General features: G+C 49.1%; 25 protein-coding genes, 1 tRNA gene and 1 pseudogene. 12 read left to right on the top strand and 15 right to left on the bottom strand.

Annotated features, from left to right (window positions below):
- Positions 1-55: 55 nt before the first annotated feature.
- The 6 genes from KQP84_RS06380 to KQP84_RS06355 all read right to left on the bottom strand — a co-directional run bounded on the left by KQP84_RS06380 (position 56) and on the right by KQP84_RS06355 (position 5292).
- Positions 56-847, bottom strand: coding sequence for a siderophore-interacting protein (locus KQP84_RS06380; RefSeq protein WP_243078982.1), 792 nt, complete (start codon positions 845-847; stop codon positions 56-58).
- A gap of 421 nt (positions 848-1268) precedes the next feature.
- Positions 1269-1472, bottom strand: coding sequence for a hypothetical protein (locus tag KQP84_RS06375; protein ID WP_215845634.1), 204 nt, complete (start codon positions 1470-1472; stop codon positions 1269-1271).
- Positions 1473-1656: 184 nt separating this feature from the next.
- On the bottom strand, positions 1657-2526 hold the full coding sequence (locus tag KQP84_RS06370) for a helix-turn-helix domain-containing protein (RefSeq protein ID WP_215845633.1): 870 nt from the start codon (positions 2524-2526) through the stop codon (positions 1657-1659).
- Between the two features lie 178 nt (positions 2527-2704).
- Positions 2705-2872 carry a DUF2474 domain-containing protein gene (locus tag KQP84_RS06365; RefSeq protein ID WP_215845632.1) on the bottom strand — a complete coding sequence of 56 codons (168 nt, stop codon included), beginning with the start codon at positions 2870-2872 and terminating at the stop codon, positions 2705-2707.
- A gap of 1 nt (position 2873) precedes the next feature.
- Positions 2874-3878, bottom strand: a complete 1005-nt coding sequence (gene cydB, locus KQP84_RS06360; RefSeq protein ID WP_215845631.1) for a cytochrome d ubiquinol oxidase subunit II — start codon at positions 3876-3878, stop codon at positions 2874-2876.
- Position 3879: 1 nt separating this feature from the next.
- Positions 3880-5292 carry a cytochrome ubiquinol oxidase subunit I gene (locus KQP84_RS06355; protein ID WP_215845630.1) on the bottom strand — a complete coding sequence of 471 codons (1413 nt, stop codon included), beginning with the start codon at positions 5290-5292 and terminating at the stop codon, positions 3880-3882.
- Positions 5293-6079: 787 nt separating this feature from the next.
- On the opposite strand from KQP84_RS06355, the gene yghX reads away from it, so the two are divergent.
- The gene (gene yghX, locus KQP84_RS06350; RefSeq protein ID WP_215845629.1) at positions 6080-6967 is read left to right on the top strand and encodes a YghX family hydrolase; all 888 of its coding nucleotides are present in this window, start codon (positions 6080-6082) and stop codon (positions 6965-6967) included.
- A 101-nt stretch (positions 6968-7068) separates the two neighbouring features.
- Here yghX and KQP84_RS06345 read toward each other — a convergent pair whose 3' ends face one another.
- A complete protein-coding gene (locus KQP84_RS06345; RefSeq protein WP_215845628.1) occupies positions 7069-7437 on the bottom strand; it encodes a winged helix-turn-helix transcriptional regulator in 369 nt (122 codons plus the stop codon).
- A 104-nt stretch (positions 7438-7541) separates the two neighbouring features.
- Here KQP84_RS06345 and KQP84_RS06340 point away from each other — a divergent pair, with 104 nt between their 5' ends.
- From KQP84_RS06340 to KQP84_RS25250, 5 genes are all read left to right on the top strand, one after another.
- Positions 7542-8396: an SDR family oxidoreductase gene (locus tag KQP84_RS06340; protein WP_215845627.1), complete on the top strand. Its 855-nt coding sequence runs from the start codon at positions 7542-7544 to the stop codon at positions 8394-8396.
- Between the two features lie 429 nt (positions 8397-8825).
- A complete protein-coding gene (locus KQP84_RS06335) occupies positions 8826-10484 on the top strand; it encodes an alpha,alpha-trehalase (protein WP_215848219.1) in 1659 nt (552 codons plus the stop codon).
- A 114-nt stretch (positions 10485-10598) separates the two neighbouring features.
- Positions 10599-11093 carry an ABC transporter substrate-binding protein gene (locus KQP84_RS25260; RefSeq protein ID WP_252515229.1) on the top strand — a complete coding sequence of 165 codons (495 nt, stop codon included), beginning with the start codon at positions 10599-10601 and terminating at the stop codon, positions 11091-11093.
- Positions 11094-11116: 23 nt separating this feature from the next.
- A complete protein-coding gene (locus KQP84_RS25255; protein WP_252515228.1) occupies positions 11117-11392 on the top strand; it encodes a type 2 periplasmic-binding domain-containing protein in 276 nt (91 codons plus the stop codon).
- Complete coding sequence (locus KQP84_RS25250) at positions 11365-11550, top strand: hypothetical protein (RefSeq protein WP_252515227.1); 186 nt, start codon at positions 11365-11367, stop codon at positions 11548-11550. The genes KQP84_RS25255 and KQP84_RS25250 overlap by 28 nt, the downstream gene beginning before the upstream one ends.
- A gap of 47 nt (positions 11551-11597) precedes the next feature.
- On the opposite strand, the gene KQP84_RS06325 is transcribed toward KQP84_RS25250, so the two are convergent.
- From KQP84_RS06325 to KQP84_RS06310, 4 genes are all read right to left on the bottom strand, one after another.
- A complete protein-coding gene (locus KQP84_RS06325; RefSeq protein WP_215845626.1) occupies positions 11598-12110 on the bottom strand; it encodes a ferritin-like domain-containing protein in 513 nt (170 codons plus the stop codon).
- A 14-nt stretch (positions 12111-12124) separates the two neighbouring features.
- Positions 12125-12610: a YciE/YciF ferroxidase family protein gene (locus tag KQP84_RS06320; protein ID WP_215845625.1), complete on the bottom strand. Its 486-nt coding sequence runs from the start codon at positions 12608-12610 to the stop codon at positions 12125-12127.
- Between the two features lie 521 nt (positions 12611-13131).
- The gene (locus KQP84_RS06315) at positions 13132-13296 is read right to left on the bottom strand and encodes a con-10 family general stress protein (RefSeq protein WP_215845624.1); all 165 of its coding nucleotides are present in this window, start codon (positions 13294-13296) and stop codon (positions 13132-13134) included.
- A 1041-nt stretch (positions 13297-14337) separates the two neighbouring features.
- Entirely contained in the window at positions 14338-15246 is a 909-nt protein-coding gene (locus KQP84_RS06310; RefSeq protein ID WP_215845623.1) for a LysR substrate-binding domain-containing protein, read from the bottom strand.
- A gap of 139 nt (positions 15247-15385) precedes the next feature.
- Here KQP84_RS06310 and KQP84_RS06305 point away from each other — a divergent pair, with 139 nt between their 5' ends.
- Positions 15386-15943, top strand: coding sequence for an antibiotic biosynthesis monooxygenase (locus KQP84_RS06305; protein WP_215845622.1), 558 nt, complete (start codon positions 15386-15388; stop codon positions 15941-15943).
- Positions 15944-16107: 164 nt separating this feature from the next.
- On the opposite strand, the pseudogene KQP84_RS06300 reads toward KQP84_RS06305, so the two are convergent.
- A pseudogene (locus tag KQP84_RS06300) lies at positions 16108-17045 on the bottom strand (diguanylate cyclase domain-containing protein); the annotation flags it as partial.
- Positions 17046-17482: 437 nt separating this feature from the next.
- On the opposite strand from KQP84_RS06300, the gene KQP84_RS06295 reads away from it, so the two are divergent.
- Positions 17483-18004, top strand: a complete 522-nt coding sequence (locus KQP84_RS06295; RefSeq protein WP_215845621.1) for a DUF2778 domain-containing protein — start codon at positions 17483-17485, stop codon at positions 18002-18004.
- Between the two features lie 247 nt (positions 18005-18251).
- Positions 18252-18743, top strand: coding sequence for an Hcp family type VI secretion system effector (locus KQP84_RS06290; protein ID WP_215845620.1), 492 nt, complete (start codon positions 18252-18254; stop codon positions 18741-18743).
- A gap of 379 nt (positions 18744-19122) precedes the next feature.
- Here KQP84_RS06290 and KQP84_RS06285 read toward each other — a convergent pair.
- Positions 19123-19198 (bottom strand) — tRNA-Phe (locus tag KQP84_RS06285).
- 195 nt (positions 19199-19393) lie between these two features.
- Here KQP84_RS06285 and KQP84_RS25840 point away from each other — a divergent pair.
- From KQP84_RS25840 to KQP84_RS06270, 3 genes are all read left to right on the top strand, one after another.
- Entirely contained in the window at positions 19394-20728 is a 1335-nt protein-coding gene (locus KQP84_RS25840; protein ID WP_215845619.1) for a methyl-accepting chemotaxis protein, read from the top strand.
- Between the two features lie 558 nt (positions 20729-21286).
- Positions 21287-21802 carry a hypothetical protein gene (locus KQP84_RS06275; protein WP_215845618.1) on the top strand — a complete coding sequence of 172 codons (516 nt, stop codon included), beginning with the start codon at positions 21287-21289 and terminating at the stop codon, positions 21800-21802.
- A 9-nt stretch (positions 21803-21811) separates the two neighbouring features.
- A complete protein-coding gene (locus tag KQP84_RS06270) occupies positions 21812-22363 on the top strand; it encodes a DUF5384 family protein (protein ID WP_215845617.1) in 552 nt (183 codons plus the stop codon).
- 21 nt (positions 22364-22384) lie between these two features.
- On the opposite strand, the gene mrdA2 is transcribed toward KQP84_RS06270, so the two are convergent.
- On the bottom strand, positions 22385-24265 hold the full coding sequence (gene mrdA2, locus KQP84_RS06265) for a peptidoglycan DD-transpeptidase MrdA2 (RefSeq protein ID WP_215845616.1): 1881 nt from the start codon (positions 24263-24265) through the stop codon (positions 22385-22387).
- A 287-nt stretch (positions 24266-24552) separates the two neighbouring features.
- Complete coding sequence (gene deoD, locus KQP84_RS06260; protein ID WP_215845615.1) at positions 24553-25266, bottom strand: purine-nucleoside phosphorylase; 714 nt, start codon at positions 25264-25266, stop codon at positions 24553-24555.
- Positions 25267-25275 lie beyond the last annotated feature (9 nt).

Raw genomic sequence — 25275 nt, 5'->3', positions numbered from 1 at the left:
GGAGGTTGATAGTAGTCTGCCGCCTGGCAAAATTCAACACAGGCGGCGGGGAGCGCTACTTCTGGTGCCAATAGGCAACGGCGCGTACGTAAGCGGGATCGATACCGCGATCTACAGTGAAATAGTCGCTGAGCGTTTTGACGAAATTGCCTTCACCGGTCAGCCAGATGAAAGACTCATCCTGCGGAATAGCGATATTGTCCAGCGCGGCGATCAGCGTGCCCAGGTTTTCACTTTGCATGGTGCCGTTACCGAGCCAGCTGACATTCACCTCGGCCAGATCCGGCAGATAACCGCGCCCGGTTTGCTCGTCGGTGTAAGCGAAAAGATGCAGCGCTTCAGCCTGCAGATCTTTTTTACGACGCTTAAAAGCCGGTAAACCGGTTTCGTCACAGACATAAAGCTGGAAAGCGTAATCCGTTGGAACCACCAGCGAACCACGCGGGCCGCCCATGATTAGCGTGTCGCCAATGTTTGCTCGCGTTGCCCAATCGCTGGCGACACCGCTTTCATGAATATAAAAATCGATGGTGAGGGAAGATTCACCATCAAACTCCAGCGGCGTATAATCACGCGCTGGAGGACGCACGCCCTCTTTCCATACGATGCCTTCATCAGTCATCTGCGGCAGCGCTAACTCGCCGCTACCCGCTTCAGGGAAAAAGATTTTGATGTGATCATCAAAACCGGGCGAGTTAAAGCCAGCCAGATCGCTACCCTTAAAAACGATGCGCCAGAAATGATTGGCGACTTTGGTTTTACTCGTCACGGTGATGTGGCGAAAACGTAATTCGTTGCGCACGCGCTGTGGCGCACGACCTGGGATCTCTTTCTTGTTATCTCGCAAAAGTCAGCTCCTGTCACGATGCAGATTGTCAGCGCCACAGCGCATTACACCGCTAGCCACCGCAACCCATTTTCCGGTTATGAAATCAAAATCATTCTCATCTAACGCCAGTAAGATAGCTATGATATATCTTAACCACAATGACGAAAAATGCGATCGGCACGCCTAAAACATATTTTATGAATTCGGAGAAGCGCAATAAAAGGTGTGAAGTGACGCAGGAAGAGGCGACTTAAAAAGAGGAGGAGAAGCGCGTCGAAGTACAGAGAAGTACAGAAAAGCGGGTCAGAAAGCCTGATTTACGGCTCGCTAATAACAGATGAGCGCGTAACAGGACTCAGGTAAAAGCCGTTCATGCGTATGTGCCTGAAGCGGAGCTTAAAGCACATATCACGTTTGCACGCGCGCGTGTTCTGTCAGATTAAAACGTATCGGCAAAACCTGCTGTAGCGGGATTACCCTGACTGTGTTGCGGCAACTGTCCATCACCCAGAATTTCATGCTGAGTACCCTGCGAATGCGGGTGCAGCCCAGCAGGCGGATTAAAAGGTTCAGCCATCTGCGCCATAGCAAGAGCTGGGATGGCAGAAAGCGCCGTAACAAGGAACAACATTGAGAGTCGCATAGTTGAGGTCTTTATCATTTTTAGCCGGAAGCGGCCTGAATTGCAGATGAATATTCCAGCCCTGAAGGATGGTTGCCCGATGAATGCGCAACGTCAGGGTTTCAAGAGAGGATTTTACGCCAGAATCGGCGATTTTTTTATAAAATCGTGCGGTTAGTCACAGATTACCGCACGAAATATGCATTTAGTCTTTTGTTACCGGAATGGCGAACACGCCGATCAGCCAATCTGGCTTGGAGGCTTTAAGATCTAAACGCAGCAAATCTTTACCCGGACGGCGCGCCACACCCAGTGCTGGCAGGTGCAGGTAATAAATATCGGAGATAAAACGCGTGAGCTGTTCCGGTGTACCACTCCAGCGGATCATCGCATACAGGCCGCGATTCGCCGTCCAGTTCACGACTTGCGAACTCAGCTTTTCAGCATGCTGACTTTCCAGGGCTTGAAACAGACTGATATGTTGCTGTTCAGCGGAAGAACTGCCAGGGCTGTATTGAAAACCGAGCCAACCGCGTTCGACATATTGCCCAGCGAAACGGACAAAATGCCGCGCCTGCTCGGCAACACGCTGCTCGCTGTCGTGAATGTAATCGCCAAACTTACATTCCCATTCCACCACTTCACCACACAATTGCAGATCGTCTTCACGCATCACCAATTCAGCCTGATCAATGGGTGAACGCACCGGAATGCGACCGTGGAAATGCTTTACCGGCAAATCGGGAATACGGCGAAATGCACCTGGCGTGACGGAGAAATGGTTCTTGAATACGCGAGTGAAATTCTGCTGATTATCAAAACCAAAGCGCACCGCAATGTCGATCAGCGGCATCCGGGTTAAACGCAGCGCCATTGCAGACAGGGTTAAACGGCGCTTGCGCGTATAAGCCGCCAGCGTTTGTCCGGTCATCTCTTTGAACATGCGCTGCATGTGCCATTTAGAGTAACCAGATTTCAGGGTAATCAGATCGATGTTGAGATCGTCGGTCAGATTCGCCTCTATCCAGTCCACCAAATCGTTGATGTACTGTTTCTTAAGGGTCAGGCTGAGCATGGTGGTTTACGTCGAAGTGAGTTGTACTGCGAGATTCGTCACAAAAGAATAACAAAAACGTATAAAGAATGTAAGGAAGGGTAAAGAAACCGTAGGCTTCTCAGGCATAAATCGCATTAATTGCTTAGGGTACTAATTAAAAAAGGCTGGCAGAGCCAGCCTTTATAGCAGAGTTCGTTTAATGACTTCGCATACCTGCCGCTGTCATAATCATACGAAACAGTGATGCCACCACACCAAGTGCCAGCACGCTTGCGCCGTAGATGATCACCAGCCACATTATACGTTTCCACCATGGGGCTTTCGTCTCATTGTGGGTTTTCGTGCTGCTGACCTCGGTTTGCATATCAATGGTATCCTTCGTCTGCTTTGATTTTTCCGCGGAACACGTAGTAGCTCCAGAAGGTGTAACCCAGAATCATTGGAATGATCAGCAGGCTACCCACCAGCATAAATGCCTGGCTTTGCGGCGGTGATGCTGCCGCCCAGATGGAGACCGACGGCGGAATAATGTTTGGCCAGATGCTGATGCCTAAACCGGAGAAGCCCAGGAAAACCAGCGCCAGCGTTAACAGGAATGGCGAATAGTGCGCTTCACGCTTGATAGCCCGCATGATGCCCCATGAACACAGCAGCACCAGCACTGGAACGGGCAGGAACCAGAATAGGTTCGGACGGCTGAACCAGCGATGCGCGATATCGGCATGCGAGAATGGCGTCCACAAGCTGATAATGGCCACAATCACTAATAGCGTAATCACCAGCGGTGTCGCCAGCGCCGACATCTTACGATGCAGCTCGTTCTCGGTTTTCATGATCAACCAGGTGCAGCCCAGCAGCGCATACGCCACCACTAAGCCCACACCACAGAACAGCGGGAATGGCGCGAACCAATCCATTGCTGAACCGGCGAAAGCGCGGCCTTCAACCGGAATGCCGTTCAGCATCGCGCCGACTGCGACGCCCTGACTAAAGGTGGCCAACAGCGAACCGGCGATAAAAGATTTATCCCAGAACGCGCGATGCTCTTCGATTGCCTTGAAGCGGAATTCAAACGCCACGCCCCGGAAAATCAGGCCAATCAACATGGCAGTCAATGGAATCGACAACGCATCGGCAATCACCGAATACGCCAGCGGAAACGCGCCATACAGGCCCGCGCCGCCCAACACCAGCCAGGTTTCGTTACCATCCCAAACCGGTGCAACGGTGTTCACCATCATGTCACGCTCAACCGGATCTTTGTTGAACGGGAACAGAATGCCGATACCGAGATCGAAGCCATCCATCACGATGTACATCAGCGTGGCGAAGACGATAATCGTGAACCAGATAATAGAGAAATCGATCATCTTAGAGGTCTCCTTCCTTATGCGTTGCTGCAGACAGCGGACGCGCAGGGGTTTTCTTCTGACCCGGACCACCGTGTTCAACCACGTGACCTTCGCCAGTAATCGGACCCTGTTTAATCAGACGCATCATGTAGTGATAACCGACACCAAATACCGAGCAGTAGACCACGATGAACGCCAGCAGGCTGATACTCATATGCAGGTCACCATGCGCGGAGACCGCATCAATGGTGCGCTGCACGCCGTAAACCACCCAAGGTTGACGACCAATTTCTGTGGTGAACCAACCGGCTAATATGGCCAGCAGACCACTCGGCCCCATGAACAGGGCGAACCACAGGAAGGGACGCGACTCATACAAGCGACCTTTAAAACGCAACCACAGGCTGACCACGCCAAGCGTAATCATCAGCAGCCCCATCGCGACCATCACGCGGAACGACCAGAAAATCACGGTGGAGTTCGGACGATCCTCTTTCGGGAAAGTCTTCAGCGCCGGAACCTGCTTGTCCAGGCTGTGCGTCAAGATCAGGCTGCCAAGATAAGGCACTTCCAGCGCATATTTGGTGCGCTCTTCTTCCATATCCGGGATGCCAAACAGGATCAGCGGCGTGGCTTCGCCTGGTGGGTTTTCCCAATGGCCTTCAATGGCAGCGATTTTCGCCGGTTGATGCTCCAGGGTATTCAAGCCGTGCGCGTCACCGATCATCGCCTGAATTGGCGACACAATCAGCGCCATCCACAGCGCCATCGAGAACATTTTACGAATGGCTGGATTATCATTTCCTTTCAGCAAATGCCACGCAGCCGAAGAGCCAACAAAGAAGGCGCTGGCAAGGAATGCCGCTGTAGACATGTGCAACAATCGATACGGGAACGATGGGTTAAAGACAATCTTGAACCAGTCTTGCGGGATCACAATACCGTTTTCGATGATGTAACCCTGCGGCGTGTGCATCCAGCTATTAGACGCCAATATCCAGAAAGTGGAGATAATGGTGCCGAGTGCAACCATGCAGGTGGCAAAGAAGTGCAAGCCCGGACCCACGCGGTTCCAACCAAACAGCATCACCCCAAGGAAGCCCGCTTCAAGGAAGAATGCGGTTAATACTTCATAGGTCAGTAACGGACCGGTGATACTGCCCGCGAACTGCGAGAAGCCACTCCAGTTAGTCCCGAACTGATACGCCATCACCAAACCGGATACCACGCCCATACCGAAGTTCACGGCAAAGACTTTGGACCAGAAATGATAGAGATCGCGATAAGTTTGATTACGGGATTTCAGCCACATACCTTCGAGCACTGCCAGAAAACTGGCCAGGCCGATGGTGATGGCGGGAAAGATAATATGGAAGGAAACAGTAAATGCGAACTGTATCCTGGCCAGATGAAAGGCATCTAATCCAAACATTGCTTACCTCTTTGCCACATAGAACACCATATATTTACTTATAATTAACAAGTTAAGCACAATGTAAATATTTCACATTGCGTTTAATTAAATTTCCGCCGCGAAATGTAGAACACTTCGCCTAAGAGAAACAGAAACAATCGGGAGAGCAAAAACTATAACAGTCTTTTTTGATTTTGGTCATTGTTTTTCGCGGCAATTATCTATTTAAAAACAAGGCGCAAAAGTTAATTCAAACACCTTTATGTGACATAAATGTTATATCAAATAGCAGCAAAAACGCTGCTTTCGCAAAGAAAAGCTTAGGAATAAAAATCATGACAACATCCTGTTTTTACGGTTTATTCTGGTATAAACCTTGTCAAAAACAGGGGCTTAATCGTAGAGCTTGTTATGCAAAAATCCTATTTTTTAATGCGTTAGACAGATTTCCACTTCAACCAGCGCCTTAGCCTTTTTTAGGTGCTTAAGGTTAATTTGCCACGATTATAAAGGGGTGCGGAATGAGCCAATTCATGCGCTTTCAGCAAACGACTAATGTTAATAAATTGAGTTTATTTTCTTTATTAAATTAACAGATTAGTTTGTAAAGAAGCTTATTGGCGCGTAGCAGATAAATCCACTTGGAAATAGCCAATAAAAAAATTTGCGTGAGCGATCACGTTATTTTCACCTACCGTTACGTTAATTACATTTAACCCGATGAGTCATCCCGGTTGCCTCAGCTGACAAGCTGTGCTTTGTTAAAGCGGCATCGCCTCCTGTTAATCTGGGTTAAGGAATTGTTATGACACGTCTAACAGCACAAGATTTCCCTCAGGAATTACTCGAACTCTACGATTACTACGCACACGGCAGAATCAGTAAACGCGAATTCATTTCTATGGCAGGCAAGCTGGCGATTGGCGGCATGACTGGCGCTACGCTGCTCGGCATGATGAGTCCTAACTATGCGCTGGCCAGTCAGGTTGAATTCACCGATCCCGACATCAAACCGGAATACATTCACTACCCTTCACCGCAAGGTCATGGCGAGGTGCGCGGCTATCTCGTGAAACCGGCCAATGCCAAAGGCAAAGTGCCTGCGGTGGTTGTGGTGCATGAGAATCGGGGATTGAATCCCTATATAGAAGACGTGGCGCGCCGTGTGGCGAAAGCGGGCTATATTGCGCTGGCACCGGATGGATTGAGTTCGCTGGGCGGCTATCCAGGCAATGACGATGAAGGCCGAGAAATGCAGGCCAAAGTGGACCCCACCAAATTGATGAACGATTTTTTCGCCGCGATCGATTTTCTTATGCACCACCAGGAAGCGACCGGGAAAGTCGGCATCACCGGATTTTGCTACGGCGGCGGTGTGTCAAATGCGGCAGCGGTGGCCTTCCCGGATTTAGCTTGCGCCGTACCGTTTTATGGTCGTCAGCCCAAGGCTGAAGATGTGCCACGGATCAAAGCGCCGCTGCTGCTGCATTACGCTGAGCTGGATAAGAATATCAATGCTGGCTGGCCTGCGTATGAAGCCGCTTTAAAGCAGAATGACAAAGTCTATGAAGCGTATATTTATCCCGGTGTGAATCACGGTTTTCATAATGATTCAACGCCACGCTATGACAAAGCCGCAGCGGAGTTAGCCTGGAGCCGAACGCTGGCGTGGTTTGAAAAGTATCTGCACTAAACCTCATGCTTGATTTCACGCATGCGCGCTGTGGAAGCAGCGCGCATTTATCGATTCTCACCACTGCCTTGCTCTTCACCTTGCATCCGCTTATCGGTCAATTAATTCTCGCGCTGCGCCAGAATGCGACTGAGATTCTCCTCCAGCCAATCGGCAAGTCCGGTGACTTGCGCTTCGACTTCACGCCCCAGCGGCGTAAGGCGATATTCCACGTGCGGCGGCACCACTTCGTAAGCAATACGCTCAACAAAGCCATCCTCTTCCATATGACGCAGCGTCTGCGACAACATGCGTTCACTGACGCCACCCACGGTGCGCCGCAGTTCGCTAAACCGCAGCGTTTCCTTTTTCAGTGCCAGCAAAATCAGCACGCTCCAGCGACTGGTAATGCGCTTTAACACCTCACGGGAAGGGCAATTTACGTTTAACAGCGCACCACGGTTAAATTTTTCACTTAGCTTTTCAGACATTTAATCTGTTCTCTTGATACTAACAATTAGGTAAGTACTTACTAAAAGTTAGCTTATCTCGTAGGCTGTTTTTCACCAACAGCAAAATTAAAGGGAATATCAAAATGATTGCAGTAACAGGCGCGACTGGCCAATTAGGCCGTTTAGTGATTGAAGCATTAGTGAAGAAAATTTCTGCCGGGCAGCTGATTGCCGCCGTGCGCTCACCGGAAAAAGCCGCTGACCTCGCCAGGCAAGGTGTGCAGGTGCGCGCAGCCGATTACAATAAGCCAGAGACGCTGGTTGCCGCGTTTGCGGGCGTTGAAAAACTGCTGCTCATCTCTGGCAGCGAAGTCGGCCAGCGTGAAGCGCAGCATAAAGCGGTGATCGATGCGGCCAAAACCGCAGGCGTAAAATTCATTGCCTACACCAGCCTGCTGCATGCCGATAAATCGCCACTGGGATTAGGTATTGAGCACCGCGCTACCGAAGCCTTATTACAGGCTTCAGGCGTGCCGTTCGCGCTGCTGCGTAACGGTTGGTACAGCGAGAATTACGCCGCAAGTATTGCTCCGGCGCTGGCACACCATGCGTTTATCGGCGCAGCAGATAATGGCCGCATCGCGTCGGCATCACGGCAGGATTATGCCGAGGCCGCCGCAGAAGTCATGCTCAGCGACGATCAGGCCGGTAAGATTTATGAACTGGCTGGCGATGATCATTATACGCTGGCACAGTTCACCGCAGAGATTGCGGTACAAAGCGGCGAGAAAGTGGATTACATCAATCTGCCACAAGCGGAGTTTGCTGACGCACTCAAAAACGCAGGCTTGCCACAAGGGTTGGCTGATATGTTGGCGGATTCTGACGCTGGCGCAGCGCAAGGCGGTTTGTTCGATGATTCTCATACGCTGAGTAAACTGATTGGTCGCGCAACCACCCCTTATCAAGATGTGATTCGGGCAGCGATGAAAAAATGAGTCAGTGCGATGTTCCCTTTCGTGGGAACATCGTGCTTAATAGCGTTATTCCTCTTCAGCTTTCCCCATGCTGAACAATTGGCCTCATTACACACTGATAAATGACAACGCCTAAGCACTTAATTTATTGCATTCGTCGCTTCGTATGCCACGTTATGCACCCTTTTTTAGGCTGTAAAACTTGTCTAAATGTTAATAAATACCCATTTTTGTCAGACTAAACTGATTTCTTTAGTTACCTAAGAGATTCATCTGAAATGCATTTTTTGTGAACCACCGCATATTTAGTTGATATGGCTATAATTTATGCAAAAAAACCGATTAATAGACAATTTTTATTACGTTCATAGGCAATCTGCATTGTTGTTTGGCAGGTTGAGAGGTCTATAATTTTCTCTTTATGCAAACCGGACTGCTCTGGAGGCCGCTATTAATACTAATCGCCAGCAACTCAATGCATTCGAAGAAGTTCGTGCAGGTGCGGACGTTGAGTATCTATACGATCCCCATGAACTGAAATTGGACGGCATGCAAGATTCTGAACCAGAGCCCGAGCTGATCGAAGGCTTACCGGCTCCAGACGCGCTGACGCCAGCAGATCGCTACCTTGAACTGTTTGAAAACGTTCAAATGTCGCGCATTTTTGAAGATAGCAAAACCTTTCCTGACTGTTCGCCAAAGTATGATCCGCTCGACGTGCTGATGCGCTATCGCCGTCAAAAACGCAGCAGCGACTTTGACCTGTCGCGTTTCGTGGCCGATCACTTCTATTTGCCAGGCGTTAACGAGAGCTTTTATGTCTCGAACCCTGACAAAACGCTTAACGAGCACATCGATGATTTATGGCCGGTGCTGACTAAAATGCCGCAGCAACACATGCCGCATTCCTCACTGCTGCCGCTGCCAAAACCTTATGTCGTGCCAGGCGGACGCTTCGGTGAAACCTACTATTGGGATTCCTATTTCACCATGCTGGGCCTGGCGGAATCGGGTCGTGACGATTTACTGCGTCACATGGCGGATAACTTTGCCTGGTTAATCGACAATTACGGCCATATTCCCAACGGCAACCGCACCTATTATCTCAGCCGTTCTCAGCCGCCGGTGTTTGCGCTCATGGTTGAGCTGTTTGAAGAAGATGGTGTGCGAGGCGCAAAGCGCTATCTTGAGCAGCTGATGAAGGAATACCACTTCTGGATGGATGGCGCGGGTGAGCTGATGCCAAACCAGGCTTATCGTCATGTGGTGCGCATGCCAAACGGTTCATTGTTGAATCGTTACTGGGATGACCGCGACACGCCGCGTGACGAGTCGTGGATTGAAGACGTGGAAACCGCGCGTCAGTCAAAACGTCCGGCAAGTGAGGTTTATCGTGACCTGCGTGCTGGTGCCGCATCCGGCTGGGATTACTCTTCGCGCTGGCTGCGTAATCCAAAACGTCTGTCAAGCATTCGCACCACGCAATTTATTCCCATTGACCTCAATGCGTTTCTTTACAAGCTTGAGTTGATGATTGCTACGTTATCGCACGCCAAAGGTGAAGAGTTAACTGCACTTGCCTGGCAGAAGAAAGCTGAGGCGCGTAAACGTGCGATTACTCGCTACTTGTGGGACAGCACCGCAGGCGTGTTCCGCGATTATGACTGGCGACGTGCGCGCTTCGGTGCTTTTACCGCGGCTTCTGTGGTGCCGCTGTTTGTTGGCCTTGCTACGCCGCATCAGGCGCATCTGCAATCTATCGCCCTGCGCCAGCTGCTACTGAGTAATGGTGGATTACTAACGTCCATGGTCGACAGCGGTGAGCAGTGGGATGCCCCCAACGGTTGGGCTCCCATGCAGTGGATGGCGGTGGTTGGCTTAAATAACTACGGTGAAGAGACCCTTGCCAGCGAAATAGCGGTGAACTGGCTAAACACCGTCAATAATTTCTATCAGCTGCATCATAAGCTGGTTGAGAAATATGACATCAGCGGCGATCGTGCACGTCCTGGTGGCGGCGGTGAATATCCTTTGCAAGATGGGTTTGGCTGGACCAACGGCGTTACCCGCCGCTTGATGGTGATGTACGGCCACTTAATGGCGGATTAATCGTTGCGCAGCGAGTTATCTGCTGCGCGGCAAAGCTTATGAGAAAACGGCGTTTAGTGGATAGAGGGCCCTCCCTATTATCGCCTGAGGCTTAGTAACTCATAAGGATGCATCATGACCCGCCTTAACGCTCTTGGCGGCGCCCTGTTGGTCGCCGCCTTGTTTTCCTTGCCACTCCACGCCGCAGAACAAACCTTACGTATCGGTTATCAAAAATCATCTACCTTGCTGACGCTGATTAAACAGCGTGGCGAGCTGGATAAATCTCTTGCCAGCCAAGGGGTAAAAGTCAGCTGGCATGAATTCTCTAGCGGTTTACCGCTACTCGAAGCGCTCAATTTGAATAATGTTGATTTATCTGCTGATGTCGCCGATACCGTACCGGTTTTTGCGCAGGCGGCAGGCGCTAATCTGACGTATTACGCCCGCGAAACACCCTCACCAGATGCGCAGGCGATTTTGGTTCCGGCGGATTCATCGATTAAAACACTGCAGGATTTGAAAGGGAAAAAGATTGCTGTCACCAAGGCGGCAGGCAGCCACTATTTGCTGATCGCTGCGCTGAATAAAGCGGGTTTGAAATTCAGCGATGTTTCCCCGCTTGGTTAACGCCTGCTGATGGGCGGGCTGCAATGGAAAATGGCAGCGTCGCAGCTTGGGTAACTTGGGAACCTTATGTGACCAGCGCGAAGGCTGAACAGCATGTGCGGGTAGTGACGAGCGGCAGAGGTTTGGCGAGTTATCAACGCTATTATCTGGCATCGACAGAGTATGCTAAAGCGCATCCTGCCGTGTTGAATACTGTCTATAACGCGCTGGAAACTCAGGCTGAATGGCTGAAAGCGCATCCTGCTGAGGCAGCGAAACTGCTGTCACCGCTGTGGGGAAATTACCGATATCAACTGTAGTACAAGCCAATGCGCAGCGTAGTTATCACATCGAGCCAGTAAAACCAGCCGATCTGGCCGAACAGCAAAAAATTGCTGACGCTTTTTATCAGGCGAAGCTGCTGCCAAAACCGATCGACACGCAAGCGGTTAATACCTGGCAGCCCGCCTCGCCTTAATCTCTTTGCCGGGGATGCTGATTAAACGCATCTCCAGCCTTTCAAACTTATTTCTTCGCTTCTACTCCCGACTGTGACGAGCGCAGTAAAAACTGCTGCGTCACATCAGGCAGATGCGTATAAAGCCATTCCGCCATCGCGATTTCCTGCTCACGAATCTGCGTCAGGATAGTCACGCCTTCCGCATCACCGACATGCTCTGCAGCGGCAATCAGGCTGGTGTAGCTAGCGATTTCGAAATTCTCAAACACATAGCCACTGATACCGCCTTTAACCACTTCATCTGGCGTGGTCATGCCGCCCACGGCTTGGCCAAATGCAGCCATTTTGCCCATGGCATCTTTAAGGGTGGAGTTGTGGATATCATGGCGATCCAGCAGCTGCTTGAGCAGGCTCTGCTGTTGTTTGGTTTCCTCAATGTGTTGGACAATACGCTGCCTCAACTCAGGATAATGCTCAAGGCGATCGGCCATTTTATTGAGCATGCTTTCCGCTTGCTCTTCCATGGCATGCGCATCGCGTAGCCAGTCATGATAGTGCTCTTCTGGGGATGTAGACATGGTCTCTCTCCTTATCAGGAAGCCACAGTGATGGACTCAGCGACATCAGTCAGCTTTTGATCCGTTTGTTTCTCTTCATTCAACGTCTCTGCCAGCAGCTCGGCAGCTTTGGTATAACCTAGTTTAGTCGCTAACGCATAAAGCGTACCGTAGGTGGCAATTTCGTAGTGCTCCACTTTCTGTGCTGCACCGATCAATCCTTGATCCCGCACTTCACCTTTTTCCACAGAATCAATAATTTCCTGCGCTTCTTCGACTAAGCCTTCCAGCGCATGACATTTCATCCGTTTAATTTTAAGTTCTGGCGTTACCTCAACGATTTCATCCAGCCGTTCTATTTGGCCTCGTGTCTCTTCGAGGTGCTGATTAAACGCGGCGATAAGTTTTTCATCGGTGGCGGCACGCGCCATTTTAGGTAAGGCGCGGGCAATTTGTTTTTCAGCACTGTAAATATCAGAGAGGTCATGGATAAAGAGATCGTTCAATGTCTTAACTGTCATCACTCTTGCCTCATACTTTGTTTCGATAGGGTAATTGTTAACGCCGCTTGATGGTCATCAAGAGAACTCACTAAAACTTTAGCGTATTAACGCCATCTTGCGAGTCACTGCTGCTGGAATTGTGAACAAAACTGGCATGTAAAATGCATTTTTCTTTTTACACCATAGAGTTAGTGACTCTAAATAGTTAATTTTGTTGAAACAGTAACCCTCGACTTTATCGGATAAAGTTGTACAGACTTTTGTTAGACCGTATACATATAACGCCTAAATAAATAGTTTCCGACGTTATTTTATTTTTATAAAATGTGTACGCAATTACTTTTTCCTGTACAGATTATTTTTTGAAAAACAAAAAAACCGGAATAGAGTTCTATTCCGGTTCAAATAAGTTATGACTGAAGGCAATAAGCCGCTCAGCCATATTGGATTAGCTGGCTTTTATCAGAAAGGGAAGGGAAATATAAAAATAGCCACCTTGATATTTACATAACTTATTGTAATAAAAGAGTTATGTAGACTCAACTGCGACGGCTGATCTTACCTCCTTTTCGACCTGCTTCAATAGCGCGCTCAGGATCGTTCTTAAAGTTACCGCCGCTCTTCTGGCCACCCTTGCGGCCAGCTTCGGCTGCGCGCTCTTTGTCTGCAGCAAAGTTTCCTGCCCCACCACGATATTGAGTCATCCTGTATTCCTCATGAGGTTTAATAATATAGCAATCACAGACAATACTTCGTCAGGCTGGTAATACAAAGTAAATGTAGCCATAAAATTTACATGATCAAGCGGATTAGCTTACTCAGCCATGCAAAATTTTGGTTAATTTACGGCCCTAACATAATGATCAATGATTTAGCCATGAAATCATTTTGTCATGACATCACAAAAAAGAATCAGGGAAATTTACATTCAATTTCCGATCATTTCCGTTTCGTATTAATCGATCATTTCGTCAAAAAGTCCACTACAAACTCCTATAAACGAAGCGGCATGCTTCGCTTATTCCGCATAAAATTTGATTAATTTGATCAACAAATGATCTTTTTAGCTAAAAGAAGCAATAAATTAGTAATTAAAGCGCAGATCAAGAGGTTAATTATAAGCGAAGCGGTAAGCGTGATATTGAATGTTCAAAAAAATGCAATCTGATCAATAAATGATCAATTATTTCTCGGAATGAATTAAATAAGCGAGTAGTGGAAAGAAAAGATCGACCAAAGATCGATTTGAATAAGCGAAGCGGCAAGTATAAATAAACAAAACGCCCAGATGGGCGCTTTTAGGAATAGTTCTTAGAAGGGTATTTCTGTAAGAAGGCTAACAGAGCCTTATTCAGCTGATCTGGATGCGTAGCAGCGAATCCGGGCGGACCATTCTCATAAACTTTAAGATCTAAACCGGCCATCATTTCGTGTACACATTTTCGTGTGGCTTTGAACGGAACGAGTGGGTGTTTGCTGCCGTGAATCACCTGCGTCGGCCTGCCCATTTTGACGATGCCGCTACGGGAATATTTTGGTAAAAGCGGTGACGTAATCAGTGTTGCTCTTCAGCCAGGCAAGCAGCGCAAATTCAATGTCTGCGTCGGCATCGGCGGGAGCCTCGTGCCGAAGCCGAGCTACAACGTGACGTATTGCAATATCATCAGGGCGAAAATGCACCGAAAGCGAATCATTTAATCCTGTTGCGCACTGCACTCCTCTTTACGGAGCGCAGTGCGTATTTTTTATGGCGCACTATAAATGTCGCGTAATCCCGGTAGCGTCTGCAATTTCTCGCGCCACCAGCGGGCCGCATTGCCGCTGGCATTCTCATTCCATGCCAGATACGCCATATCACGGCGGCATTCGCTATCTAGCTGACGCGCCACTAATCTGCCATCCGCCAAATAGGGTTCAGCTAAATAGCATGGTAAAAAGCCACATCCCAGCCCCGCCAGCTGCGCCTGCAGCTTTGTAGAGAAATCATGGACGCTGAGCGTCTTTTGCTCATCCAGTACCCGTAAATCAATGCCGGCGCTGTGACGTGATGAATCATGCACCGTTACCGCGCGATACTGCCGGATCTGCTCACGCAGCAGCGGTTCCGGTGCCTGCGCCAGAGGATGTTCAGGCGCAACGGCGAAGACATAATCCAGCCAACCCAGCGCCACGCAACCAATATCTTTGCGCGTCGCCGGTTCTTGTACTGCGCCAAAGACGATATCCGCTTCGCCATAGCTTAACGCTTCCCAGCAGCCCGCCAGCACGTCATGGCGAAATTGCAGCTGCGTATGCGGATGTTGCTGATAAAACTCATCAACTAGCGGTGTGAGCAGCGAAAACGGCACCGACGCATCAACGCTGATCACTAAATTGCTCTCCCAGCCGCTCTCGACATAGCGCGCCTGCTGCTCCAGCTCATTGACTGCACGCAACAATGCTCGCCCTTTATCTAGCATTAAGCGGCCAGTCGGCGTAAAAGTCGCACGATGCCCGGAACGATCGAGCAACGTAATTTTCAGATCACTCTCCATTTTTTGTACGGTATAACTCAGCGCAGACGCAGTTTTAAACAGCCGTGCCGCGGCAGCAGCAAAGGTGCCGTGGCGATCCAGCGCATCTAAAATCAGCAGCGCCTCAAGGTTTAACCGCATGTTTCCTTTCCTCAAAAATTGTTGAACAACAACCCAAAAACATTCCGCTAACAAAAAGCGGTGTTATCTCGTATTTTTTATTCAACGGCAGACCCTCTGCAAACCTTTTTCACTGATGTCGCGCATTCAGGAGAATGACATGATCAATCCACAACAGGCTAATCACGTCACGCTGGTTATCACTCACAGCGTGCAGCCCGGTAAACAGTCCGATTATGAAGCCTGGCTAGAATTGATCATGCCGCAGGCGGCGCAGTTTCCAGGGCATTTAGGGGTTAACGTATTGCGTCCGGTGCATGGCGAAAACACTTACACGGTATTGATTCGCTTTGACAACCTCGACAACCTGTTTAAATGGACGCAATCCGCTGAGCGTAAAACGTTGATCGCCACACTGCCCGCCATGCTGGCCGCGCCTGAACATACTGAAGTGCGTCCCGGTGCAGCGTTTTGGTTTACGCCTGTAGACAAAGCGAAACCCGGCCCCGCCAGATGGAAGCAATTCCTGCTGACATTGGCCGTTATCTTTCCTTCTACCTTGCTGATTCCTCAGCTTGTAGATGCGCTGCTGCCGATGAGTCGCGGCACGTTGTGGGGACATTTTTTAGATGATGCGTGTGTGGTGGCTTTAGTGGTGTGGCTTTGGATGCCGCTGCTGACGCGGTTATTAAGAAACTGGCTGCTCCCACGCCGCTAAGAGAGGTTTCTGGACGCGGCTTTCTGCTTCTGGCACTTTATCCTGCCATTCAAAAAAACAGCGTATCAGTCGTCGGTGCCGGTGTCCGACCACAAGATATTCGGCGTCGTGCCAGGTTGTTCCAGCTTCGCTTGCTGACAATGCCGCAGCGTGGTCACATTCCCCAGCGCGACGCCGCGTTTGCCATTCTTCTTAATGCGATACATCGCTTCATCGGCGCGCGCTAACGCTTCATCAAAGCTCTCTTTTGCGTCAACCTGTGCAACACCAACTGAAGCACCGATATTGGCGCTGCCGTTGGCCATGTCGAATGGCGTTAGTGCGGCATCCAGGCAGGCGTACGCTATTTGATGTATCAATGGATTATCCAGCGCATAAGGTATCAGCAGAACAAACTCATCACCGCCTAATCGGCCAATCACTACCTCAGCGGGGCACGCTTCAAGCAAGCGCTGACTCAGTTGAATCAACACTTCATCGCCGCTGCGATGTCCTAAGGTATCGTTGACGTGTTTGAAATTGTCTAAATCGATAAAGGCCACGCACAATTCACCTTGCGCTTTCAGTTCGCGAAAGTGAGTTTGCAGAGCATGACGGTTGGTTAACAACGTGAGAGGATCGTGCAGTGCCAGCGTTGAGAGTTGCTCTTCATATTGCTTCTCTTTCGTCATGTCGATATGCGTGCCAGTAACTCTGACAGGTCTTCCCGCTTCATCCCAATCGCTGATGCGACCGCGATCCAATACCCAAGTGACTTTTCCGTTTTTACCGATCATCCGATGCAACGCCTCATAGTAAGGCGCAATGCCTTCAATATGGTCGTAAAGGCTTTTAACACCTCAGCGGCATCATCAGGGTGAAGGCACTCTTTCCAAGATTCAAAGTTGGCATCGGTCTCTTTAGGCTGAAAGCCAAGCATTGCGCCCCAGCGACGATTAAAAATCACTAACTTTCCACTGGGAATATCGAGTTGCCACAGACATAAACCGGTGCCATCTAGCGCTGCGCTTAATTTGTTGCGTGCGTCATGCGCTATACGCTTGAGCCGCGCATTGTGCTTTTTCAGATTCTGTATCTGTTGGTGCAGCGCTTCGTCAGACATGGCTATTAGGCTGAATATTTAAAAGGGTATTTTGCCTGCCCGTTTATTTCTGTAAAGAGAGCGCATTAAAACACGATTAGCAGCGGATAATTGCAGACCGAACAGGATATTAGCCGGTTAGCCACAGGCAAATCAGCACAGAGCAATGCCCAATGTTGCGTTTATCGGCGGTTCTGGTTAATAAATCCTGACTATGACAAATTCCTTTATTCATTCATTTATTAAATTGCCGGGCGTGTTGTCACCAAGAAGGGTCCGTAAGAATTGATGTGTATGGCGCTGGCGGCTTCGTTTAAAAAGTACCTTTATCCTTATTGCGAGCCTGTAACGCAGGCGCAGCCTAAACACATTTGATAAATAACTCTAATAACTGATGGCTCTAAAGTTCAATTATCGATATGGTAACGCATGGTTACTATATGGATATTGGATGAGCTATGGCTTTGAATGGAACACTGATTCTGAACGGCGCAGATTACGTGCCTTTTAACCTATACGGCGTTGGCGTTTTCATGGCGTTCTCCGGCAAAGGCGTATACATGAATAACGCTGCGTGTGGAGCAATCCCTGATGAGGGACCCATACCACCGGGTAAATACTGGATTGTAGAGCGCGGTGGTGGAGGGATCTTCTCGCGGTTAAAAGCGCAGTCACAAGATCTCTATAACAGGATTTATAACGGCGCTGAGTTTGGTCGTGACGAATGGTTTGCTTTGTTCAGGGATGACTGGACTATTGACGACCACTCATGGATTGAGGGAGTCAAACGCGGATTGTTCAGGTTGCACCCCGGGCGTATATCGGAGGGATGTATCACCTTAGTCCATAACGCCGATTACGCGCTGATTCGTGACGCACTAATGCAGACTACACCTATGCCGGTTCCCTGCATGAAATCATTGATGGCGCGCGGATGGGTTGAGGTAATAGCCAGTGGCTATAACAACACTTGTCCGTAGAGCATCAAAAGTTATTTTCTATTTCGCTATCTCTTTAATCGTCGGACGAATGCTGGGCAGCCCTGAATTATGGTTTGACCAAGATTTAGCCACTCGCATTGCGAAATTCCTTTATGGCGACGGTGAAATAGGGGCTGACAACTTTTACGACCTGTATTTTTATATCTCAATAATCTCTGTGTTTTCTATAACCCTAATTATTTACATTTTAACAATGAAGTTAATACGAAAAATAAGGAGCAGTTAAATGCCAATCCCTCCGTATATGTGGCTTAAAGACGATGGCGGCGCAGACATTAGAGGTCCTGTCGATGTGCATGATCGTGAAGGCAGCATTGAGATCATCGGATTAAGTCACGGCATCAGCCTACCGGTTGACACCGCAGCCGGAAAAATCAATGGCACCCGCCAGCACTCTCCATTGCGGATTGAAAAGGAAGTTGATAGCTCAACGCCGTATCTTTATAAAGCCGCCGCTACCGGGCAGACATTAAAAAGTGCTGAAATCCGCTTCTACAATATCAGCGATGCGGGGCAAGAGGTCTGTTACTACACGGTGCTACTAGAAAATGTGAAAATTACCAGCGTTCACTGTGGTGTACCCAATGTGAAATTGTCTGGCAACGATAAGATGAATCACTCGGAAAGCGTCAGTATGCAGTATGAAAAAATCACCTGGTGCATTGTGGATGGCAACATCCAGTACACTGATGCATGGAATGAACGTCCTACTGCTTAGTTAGCAAATGCCTATGCTGTAGCAGGGCTAGAGGGGGATGCTTATTCCATTAAATCTGAGCTGGCTACAGCATACTAAGCTCGGCTTTGTGCGCTGTAGCCAGCAGCTAAGACGCAGGGCGAGCCACAGGGATGTGGCGAGATCATCGAACGTTCGATGAACGGGTTCGACCCGCAGAAACGCAAAAACCCGCCAAAGGCGGGTTCTTTAAATAGGGTGCCCGAACCCGGACAAAAATGCCGGGAGCATTTTTGCTCAGCGCGCCTGCGCGATGACCCGCAGGGCGAGCCACAGGGATGTGGCGAGATCATCGAACGTTCGATGAACGGGTTCGACCCGCAAAAACGCAAAAACCCGCCAGAGGCGGGTTCTTTAAATATGGTGCCCGAACCCGGAATCGAACCAGGGACACGGGGATTTTCAATCCCCTGCTCTACCGACTGAGCTATTCGGGCAACGGGGCGCATTAAACCCTAACTGACTTTTAGCGTCAAACGCTTTTAACAAAATTGAAATCGACTGACGCCTTTTCCATCAACCCTAAGAATCATGGGTGAAATTTTGTGTAAACAAGTCGACATCCGCTGAATTTTTAAACGCAACCGCCGATAAAATGTAATGAAGACTAACACTAATAAAAAGGTTCAACCATGTTCTCCACCATTACATCAGGAGTCGTTTCACGCCTTGCCTGGCAAAAGCGTGCGCACTCATCGGCAACAATGCATTCATTAAAAGATTCGATTGCTATGATCGAATTCTCACCAGAAGGCACCATTCTCACCGCCAACACGCTGTTTCTTGAGCGTATGGGTTATACGCTGGATGAAATCAAAGGCCAGCATCACAGCATGTTTTGTACGCCTGATCTGCTTCAATCCAGAGCGTATCGCGATTTCTGGCAGCGGTTGAATCGCGGCGAAAGTTTCAGCGATAAGTTTCTGCGCGTAGCCAAAAACAGTCTACCGGTGTGGCTCGAAGCCAACTATGTGCCGGTACAAGATCGCAGCGGCCGCGTGTTTAAAATTGTCAAACTCGCCAACGATATCACCGAACATATTATTGATGCGCAAGAGCAGCGTTCAATGACCACCGCTATCGAGCGATCAATGGCGGTGATTGCTTTTAACCTGAAAGGCGAAGTGCTCAAAGCCAACGATAACTTTCTTAAAACCATGGGTTATCGCATCGATGAAATCCAGGGAGTGCATCACAGCATATTTTGCTCGGCAGAGATGCGTACAAGCGCCGAATACAAAGCACTTTGGCAACAGTTGAACCGGGGTGAATTTGTCTCTGGTCAGTTCCCACGCGTTGATAAGCAAGGCCGTACCCTGTGGTTGCGAGCAACCTACAATCCGGTTTTCAACGAAAACGGTGAGCTGTATAAAGTGGTGAAATTTGCCACTGATGTCACCGCACAGGTTGAGAAAAACCAGCAAGAGCGTAAAGCTGCACAGCAGGCTTATCAAACTGCGCTGCAAACCAGTGAAAGCACCAAACTGGGCGCTGACGTTATTGCTAACAGCGTGCAAACCATGAACGAACTGGCAGGCGAGTTACACGGTATTTCGGGGGATATCTCAGGTCTGAGCGATTCATCCGATCGCATTGGCTTTATCGTTGAGAGCATTCGCCGTATTGCTGATCAAACCAATCTGCTGGCACTTAATGCTGCAGTTGAAGCTGCACGTGCCGGAACGCATGGACGTAGCTTTGCCGTTGTCGCTAATGAAGTACGCACTCTGGCTGCCAATATTAACCGTGCCACCACGGAAATTGAGAACAGGGTGCAGCAGAACCACCTATTGGCGAATAAGGCGTTAAAAGGAATTGAATCCAACCTTAAACGCGCCGATCAAGGTGTGATTCTCGCACAAGAAGCGGGCGGCATGATTGCCGATATCCGCAACAGTTCTACCGAAGTGGTTCGTGCCATTAGCCACGTCACTGAAGCGCTTAAAAATAGGGTAAACAGCCGGTAGCTAACCGGCTGTTTTTATGTTTATCCCACCTCTATTTTTGCTACGCTCCGCAGCACGGGTAATGAGATCGTTACGTCTGGTCTTCATGCCTTGACCTGAGTAAGAGCCTGGAAACTTTCGACATACAATCGCTCTTACTAATGCGCCTGATACCTGAATTAGAAGCTCAACGTGTGACGTTGCTTATTGATTAGGCGAAGCTTTCAAAACCTTATACTTCAAATATATTTAATTCTTTTTTCTGCCAGTCATTTAAACTGGCGCTGTATAAAAAATCATCAATTCAATGAAATTTATTAAACCCACATCGCCCATAATTTAACTTAAGTAAAAATAAAAACGGACATAAAGCGCTAGTATGTAATGACATAATCGCAAATGCATGAATAAAATGAAATTTATACTCATAAGAGATTGCACTTACCCCGCCGCAAAATCCTCAATTAAGTCAAATTAAATTCATTGCGTTAGGAATTCCTCTAATTATTAGTAAGCTATATTCCATAAAAAAATAATTATGCTATTAATTTCGGACTTTTCTTAAATGGAGTTATTAAAATGTATAAGCCTAATAAATTAATTATTCTAACGTTCTTATCTCCTCTGCTGTTAGCGGGTTGCCAAAACAATGCAGATAGTTACGCTGCCAACGTTTACGAAACAAATCAGTTAAATAATAAACAAGAAACGAAAACGGTAAATATTATCTCTATCCTGCCTGCAAAAGTGGCTGTCGATAACACCCAAAATAAACAGGCCGCGCAGACCTTTGGTGCCATTCTTGGTGTTGTAGCGGGTGGCGTAGTCGGACATAACGTGGGATCACGTTCAGCGCTCGGCACTACGGCAGGTGCGGTTGGCGGCGGTGCAGCAGGTGCGGCGGCAGGTTCTTTTGTAAAAGATAAAGTTTTAGTTGATGGTGTTTCACTCACCTATAAAGAAGGCACCAAAGTTTATACTTCGACTCAAGTCGGCAAAACTTGCGAGTTTTCATCTGGGCTCGCCGTGGTTATCTCGACCAAAGATAATGAAACCCGCATTCAACCTAATACTTCCTGCCCTGTTAAAGCGTAAGAGGACAGGATGAAAAGAAACTTACTCATCTTGCCGCTGATGGCGTTAAGCCTTTCTCTGGGAATAAAGGCACAGGCATCGACCTTACAAGATCAACTTGCTGCTGTTGCAGCGGCTGAAAATGCGGGTAAGGCAGAGGAGCAATCGCGTGAAGATGCTCGCCAGGCACGATTTGATGCACAAGCCCGTCAGGAACGTGCCCGTCAGGCAAAAATTGCCGCAGATCGTGCTGAACGTCAGCGCCAGCGTGATGCCACAGTAGCCGCAGATAAAGCTCGGGCAGTCGCTGATTATCAAGCAGATAAAAAGCGCGATCAAAGTTATGAAGATCAATTGCGCCAGTTAGAACTGGACCAGCGCAAACTGGCCATTAAACGTGAGGCAGCTCGCGTAGCTCGCGAAGATGAATATATTGATCAAGAGCTAAAATCTCGTGCAGCCCGTACGGATGTTGTGCAGTCAGAAGCAGACGCCACACGTAATCTTTCTCAAGGTGGTCATGACTTGATGAAGAGTGAAGGCGAAGCACGCGTCAAAAAAGCCAGCAGCTGGTTTAATTAAAAAAGGGGCTAAGCCCCTTTTTCATGGCTTCTGCTGCGCCATTTGCACCGGCGGTGGCGTGGTCGGCGGAATAAAAATGTGATCAAGAATCTGCCGCATGACGGGTGCGGCCGTTACGCCTTCGCCGCCGCCATTCTCCAGAATCAAGGCAACTGCCACTTTGGGATCGTTGAATGGCGCAAACGCGGTGTAGAAAATATGGTCACGTAAGCGAACCGGAATCATTTTGGCATTATAGGTTTGATTCTGTTTTAGGCTAAACACCTGCGAGGTGCCGCTCTTGGCTGCAATGCCATACGGCGCAGTGTGAAAGTATTTATAACCGGTGCCGTTTGGCGCATTCGCCATGCCAAACATCGCGTGGCGCACCAGCGACCAGTAAGGTGAATTAGCCTCACCAACCTGGGCTTGCGGCAGCTTCGGTTGATACATCTCAACCAGCTTACCACGCTGCGTTTTCTCCAGCAGATGCGGTGCGATTACGTGACCATTGTTAATCAGCGTGACCATCGCTTTAACCATCTGAATCGGCGTCGCTATCCAATAGCCTTGCCCAATGCCTACCGATACCGTATCGCCTTGATACCACCCTTTTTTATGGACCTTCAGCTTCCATTCACGGCTCGGTAACAGGCCGTTATACTCTTCGTTCAAATCGATGCCGGTGGGTTTGCCGTAACCAAACTGGCTGAGCATGGTGTGAATACGGTCGATGCCCATCATAAACGCCACCTGATAGAAGAAGGTGTCGGCAGATTCCTCAATCGCTTTAGTGACATCCAACATGCCGTGACCGCTCTTTTTCCAGTCACGATAACGCCGATCGGTGCCGGGCAACGTCCAGGTTGGTGCGCCAAAGAAACTGGTTTGCGGCGTAATCACTTTTGTCAGCAGCGCCGACATCGCCATATAAGGTTTAACCGTCGAGGCCGGAGGATAAAGACCTTGAGTAACGCGGTTGATCAGCGGCAGGTTTTTATCCTGTAGCAGCGTTTCATAGGCTTTATAGCTGATGCCTTTGACGAAAGGATTCGGATCGTAGCTGGGGCTGGAAACCATCGCCAGCACCGATCCATCATGAGGATCTTCAATCAATAGCGCCGCACGCTGACCCGCAAGCAGGCTTTCAACATACTGTTGCAGGTGCAGATCCAGCGTCAGCGTAATGTTTTTACCCGCAAGCGGTGGCACTTCTTTTAGCACTCGCACAATGCGTCCGTGGTTATCCACTTCCACTTCCTGATAACCTGTTTTACCGTGCAGCACCGACTCGTAATACCCTTCAATTCCCTGCTTGCCGATGTTGTGATCGGCTGCGTAGTTTTCCGCTATGCCCTGCGCATTCAGCCGTTTGTAGTCGTTATCATTGATTTTAGAGACATAACCGAGCACATGCGCTAAATCAGCGCCATAAGGATATTGGCGGTCCTGATAAGTATCGATACTAACGCCAGTGAAGTTGAACTGATTTACTGAGAAACGGGCAACCTGTTCGTCGGTGAGCTCGGATTTCAAGATCACGGGCTTGTAACGGCTGCTCTGTTTCAGCGTGCGTTGGAAGCTTTCCAGGTCGTCGGGTGTGAGATCAACCAGTGGCGTCAACGCTTTCAGCGTGGCTTGCATATCGTTGATTTTATAGGGTGTCAGCGTGATGTCGTACCAGGAAACATTGCGCACCAAAGGAATGCCGTTGCGATCGTAAATTAACCCGCGCGTTGGGGCGATTGGGATCATTTTGATATCGTTTTGATTGGATCGCGTCTGGTAATAGCTGTGATCGCGCACCTGTAAACGATACAGGTTGATACCCAGAACAGTAAAACAGATAACGACCAGCGCAAAGGCCGCCGCCGCGCGACGGACAAACAGCTTTTCTTCAGCTTCGAAATTACGAAAATTCATCAGGAGGCATTATTTAGCGGTGTGTTTATTATTCGTTGTCGCGCTAATGATAAAGCGCTCTCCCCACAGCGCCAGCGCGAAGATGCACAAGCCTGGGCAAAAGTGTGTCATTTAATGAAGATGTTACGAGAGGGAAGGTGCGCGCTGTCCCCCATCCCAACCTTCCCCGCGAAGCGGGAAGGAGACGCTGCCACATTTAGCTTCAATACTCGCATGTTGCAGCATCTTCCTCCCCACGCGTGGGGAGGACTGAGGTGGGGGCAAACGACCCCGCACTTAACGCGCGATTAATCGCCCAGCAATACAGACTCTAATGCGATCTTAATCATGTCGTTAAACGTGGTCTGACGCTCAGCCGCAGTGGTCTGCTCGTGCGTGCGAATATGGTCAGAAACGGTACAAATAGTCAGCGCTTTAGCGCCAAATTCCGCTGCTACGCCGTAAATGCCCGCCGCTTCCATTTCCACGCCGAGGATGCCGTACTTCTCCATCACGTCGAACATTTGTGGATCTGGGGTATAGAAAAGATCCGCAGAAAAGATGTTACCTACGCGCGCATCAACGCCCAGGTTTTTAGCCGCGTCAACCGCGTTGCGCACCATGTCAAAGTCAGCAATCGCTGCAAAGTCATGATCTTTAAAACGCATACGGTTCACTTTCGAATCGGTACATGCACCCATACCAATCACGATATCACGCAGTTTCACATCTGCACGTACCGCGCCGCAGGAACCCACACGAATAATCTTTTTCACGCCGAAATCGGTGATCAGCTCTTTGGTGTAGATCGAGCAAGACGGAATGCCCATGCCGTGACCCATCACCGAAATTTTGCGACCTTTGTACGTGCCGGTGTAACCCAACATGCCGCGCACGTTGTTCACTTCAACCGGGTTCTCCAGAAAGGTTTCTGCAATGTGCTTGGCACGCAGCGGGTCGCCAGGCATCAGTACGACGTCCGCGAAATCACCCATTTCTGCATTAATGTGAGGAGTTGCCATTGTTCGTTA

Origin of the sequence: Candidatus Pantoea bituminis (assembly GCF_018842675.1) — a bacterium.
GTDB lineage: Bacteria > Pseudomonadota > Gammaproteobacteria > Enterobacterales > Enterobacteriaceae > Pantoea > Pantoea phytostimulans.
Note: the sequence above shows the minus strand (reverse complement) of the source record. Positions and strands in the feature narration are given on the sequence as shown.

Bases quoted from the DNA above. Each gene is read 5' to 3' on its own strand.
- KQP84_RS06375 (WP_215845634.1), bottom strand. From the start codon at position 1,472: ATGCGACTCTCAATGTTGTTCCTTGTTACGGCGCTTTCTGCCATCCCA.
- KQP84_RS06370 (WP_215845633.1), bottom strand. From the start codon at position 2,526: ATGCTCAGCCTGACCCTTAAGAAACAGTACATCAACGATTTGGTGGAC.
- KQP84_RS06365 (WP_215845632.1), bottom strand. From the start codon at position 2,872: ATGCAAACCGAGGTCAGCAGCACGAAAACCCACAATGAGACGAAAGCC.
- cydB (WP_215845631.1), bottom strand. From the start codon at position 3,878: ATGATCGATTTCTCTATTATCTGGTTCACGATTATCGTCTTCGCCACG.
- KQP84_RS06355 (WP_215845630.1), bottom strand. From the start codon at position 5,292: ATGTTTGGATTAGATGCCTTTCATCTGGCCAGGATACAGTTCGCATTT.
- yghX (WP_215845629.1), top strand. From the start codon at position 6,080: ATGACACGTCTAACAGCACAAGATTTCCCTCAGGAATTACTCGAACTC.
- KQP84_RS06345 (WP_215845628.1), bottom strand. From the start codon at position 7,437: ATGTCTGAAAAGCTAAGTGAAAAATTTAACCGTGGTGCGCTGTTAAAC.
- KQP84_RS06340 (WP_215845627.1), top strand. From the start codon at position 7,542: ATGATTGCAGTAACAGGCGCGACTGGCCAATTAGGCCGTTTAGTGATT.
- KQP84_RS25260 (WP_252515229.1), top strand. From the start codon at position 10,599: ATGACCCGCCTTAACGCTCTTGGCGGCGCCCTGTTGGTCGCCGCCTTG.
- KQP84_RS25255 (WP_252515228.1), top strand. From the start codon at position 11,117: ATGGAAAATGGCAGCGTCGCAGCTTGGGTAACTTGGGAACCTTATGTG.
- KQP84_RS06325 (WP_215845626.1), bottom strand. From the start codon at position 12,110: ATGTCTACATCCCCAGAAGAGCACTATCATGACTGGCTACGCGATGCG.
- KQP84_RS06320 (WP_215845625.1), bottom strand. From the start codon at position 12,610: ATGACAGTTAAGACATTGAACGATCTCTTTATCCATGACCTCTCTGAT.
- KQP84_RS06315 (WP_215845624.1), bottom strand. From the start codon at position 13,296: ATGACTCAATATCGTGGTGGGGCAGGAAACTTTGCTGCAGACAAAGAG.
- KQP84_RS06310 (WP_215845623.1), bottom strand. From the start codon at position 15,246: ATGCGGTTAAACCTTGAGGCGCTGCTGATTTTAGATGCGCTGGATCGC.
- KQP84_RS06305 (WP_215845622.1), top strand. From the start codon at position 15,386: ATGATCAATCCACAACAGGCTAATCACGTCACGCTGGTTATCACTCAC.
- KQP84_RS06295 (WP_215845621.1), top strand. From the start codon at position 17,483: ATGGCTTTGAATGGAACACTGATTCTGAACGGCGCAGATTACGTGCCT.
- KQP84_RS06290 (WP_215845620.1), top strand. From the start codon at position 18,252: ATGCCAATCCCTCCGTATATGTGGCTTAAAGACGATGGCGGCGCAGAC.
- KQP84_RS25840 (WP_215845619.1), top strand. From the start codon at position 19,394: ATGTTCTCCACCATTACATCAGGAGTCGTTTCACGCCTTGCCTGGCAA.
- KQP84_RS06275 (WP_215845618.1), top strand. From the start codon at position 21,287: ATGTATAAGCCTAATAAATTAATTATTCTAACGTTCTTATCTCCTCTG.
- KQP84_RS06270 (WP_215845617.1), top strand. From the start codon at position 21,812: ATGAAAAGAAACTTACTCATCTTGCCGCTGATGGCGTTAAGCCTTTCT.
- mrdA2 (WP_215845616.1), bottom strand. From the start codon at position 24,265: ATGAATTTTCGTAATTTCGAAGCTGAAGAAAAGCTGTTTGTCCGTCGC.
- deoD (WP_215845615.1), bottom strand. From the start codon at position 25,266: ATGGCAACTCCTCACATTAATGCAGAAATGGGTGATTTCGCGGACGTC.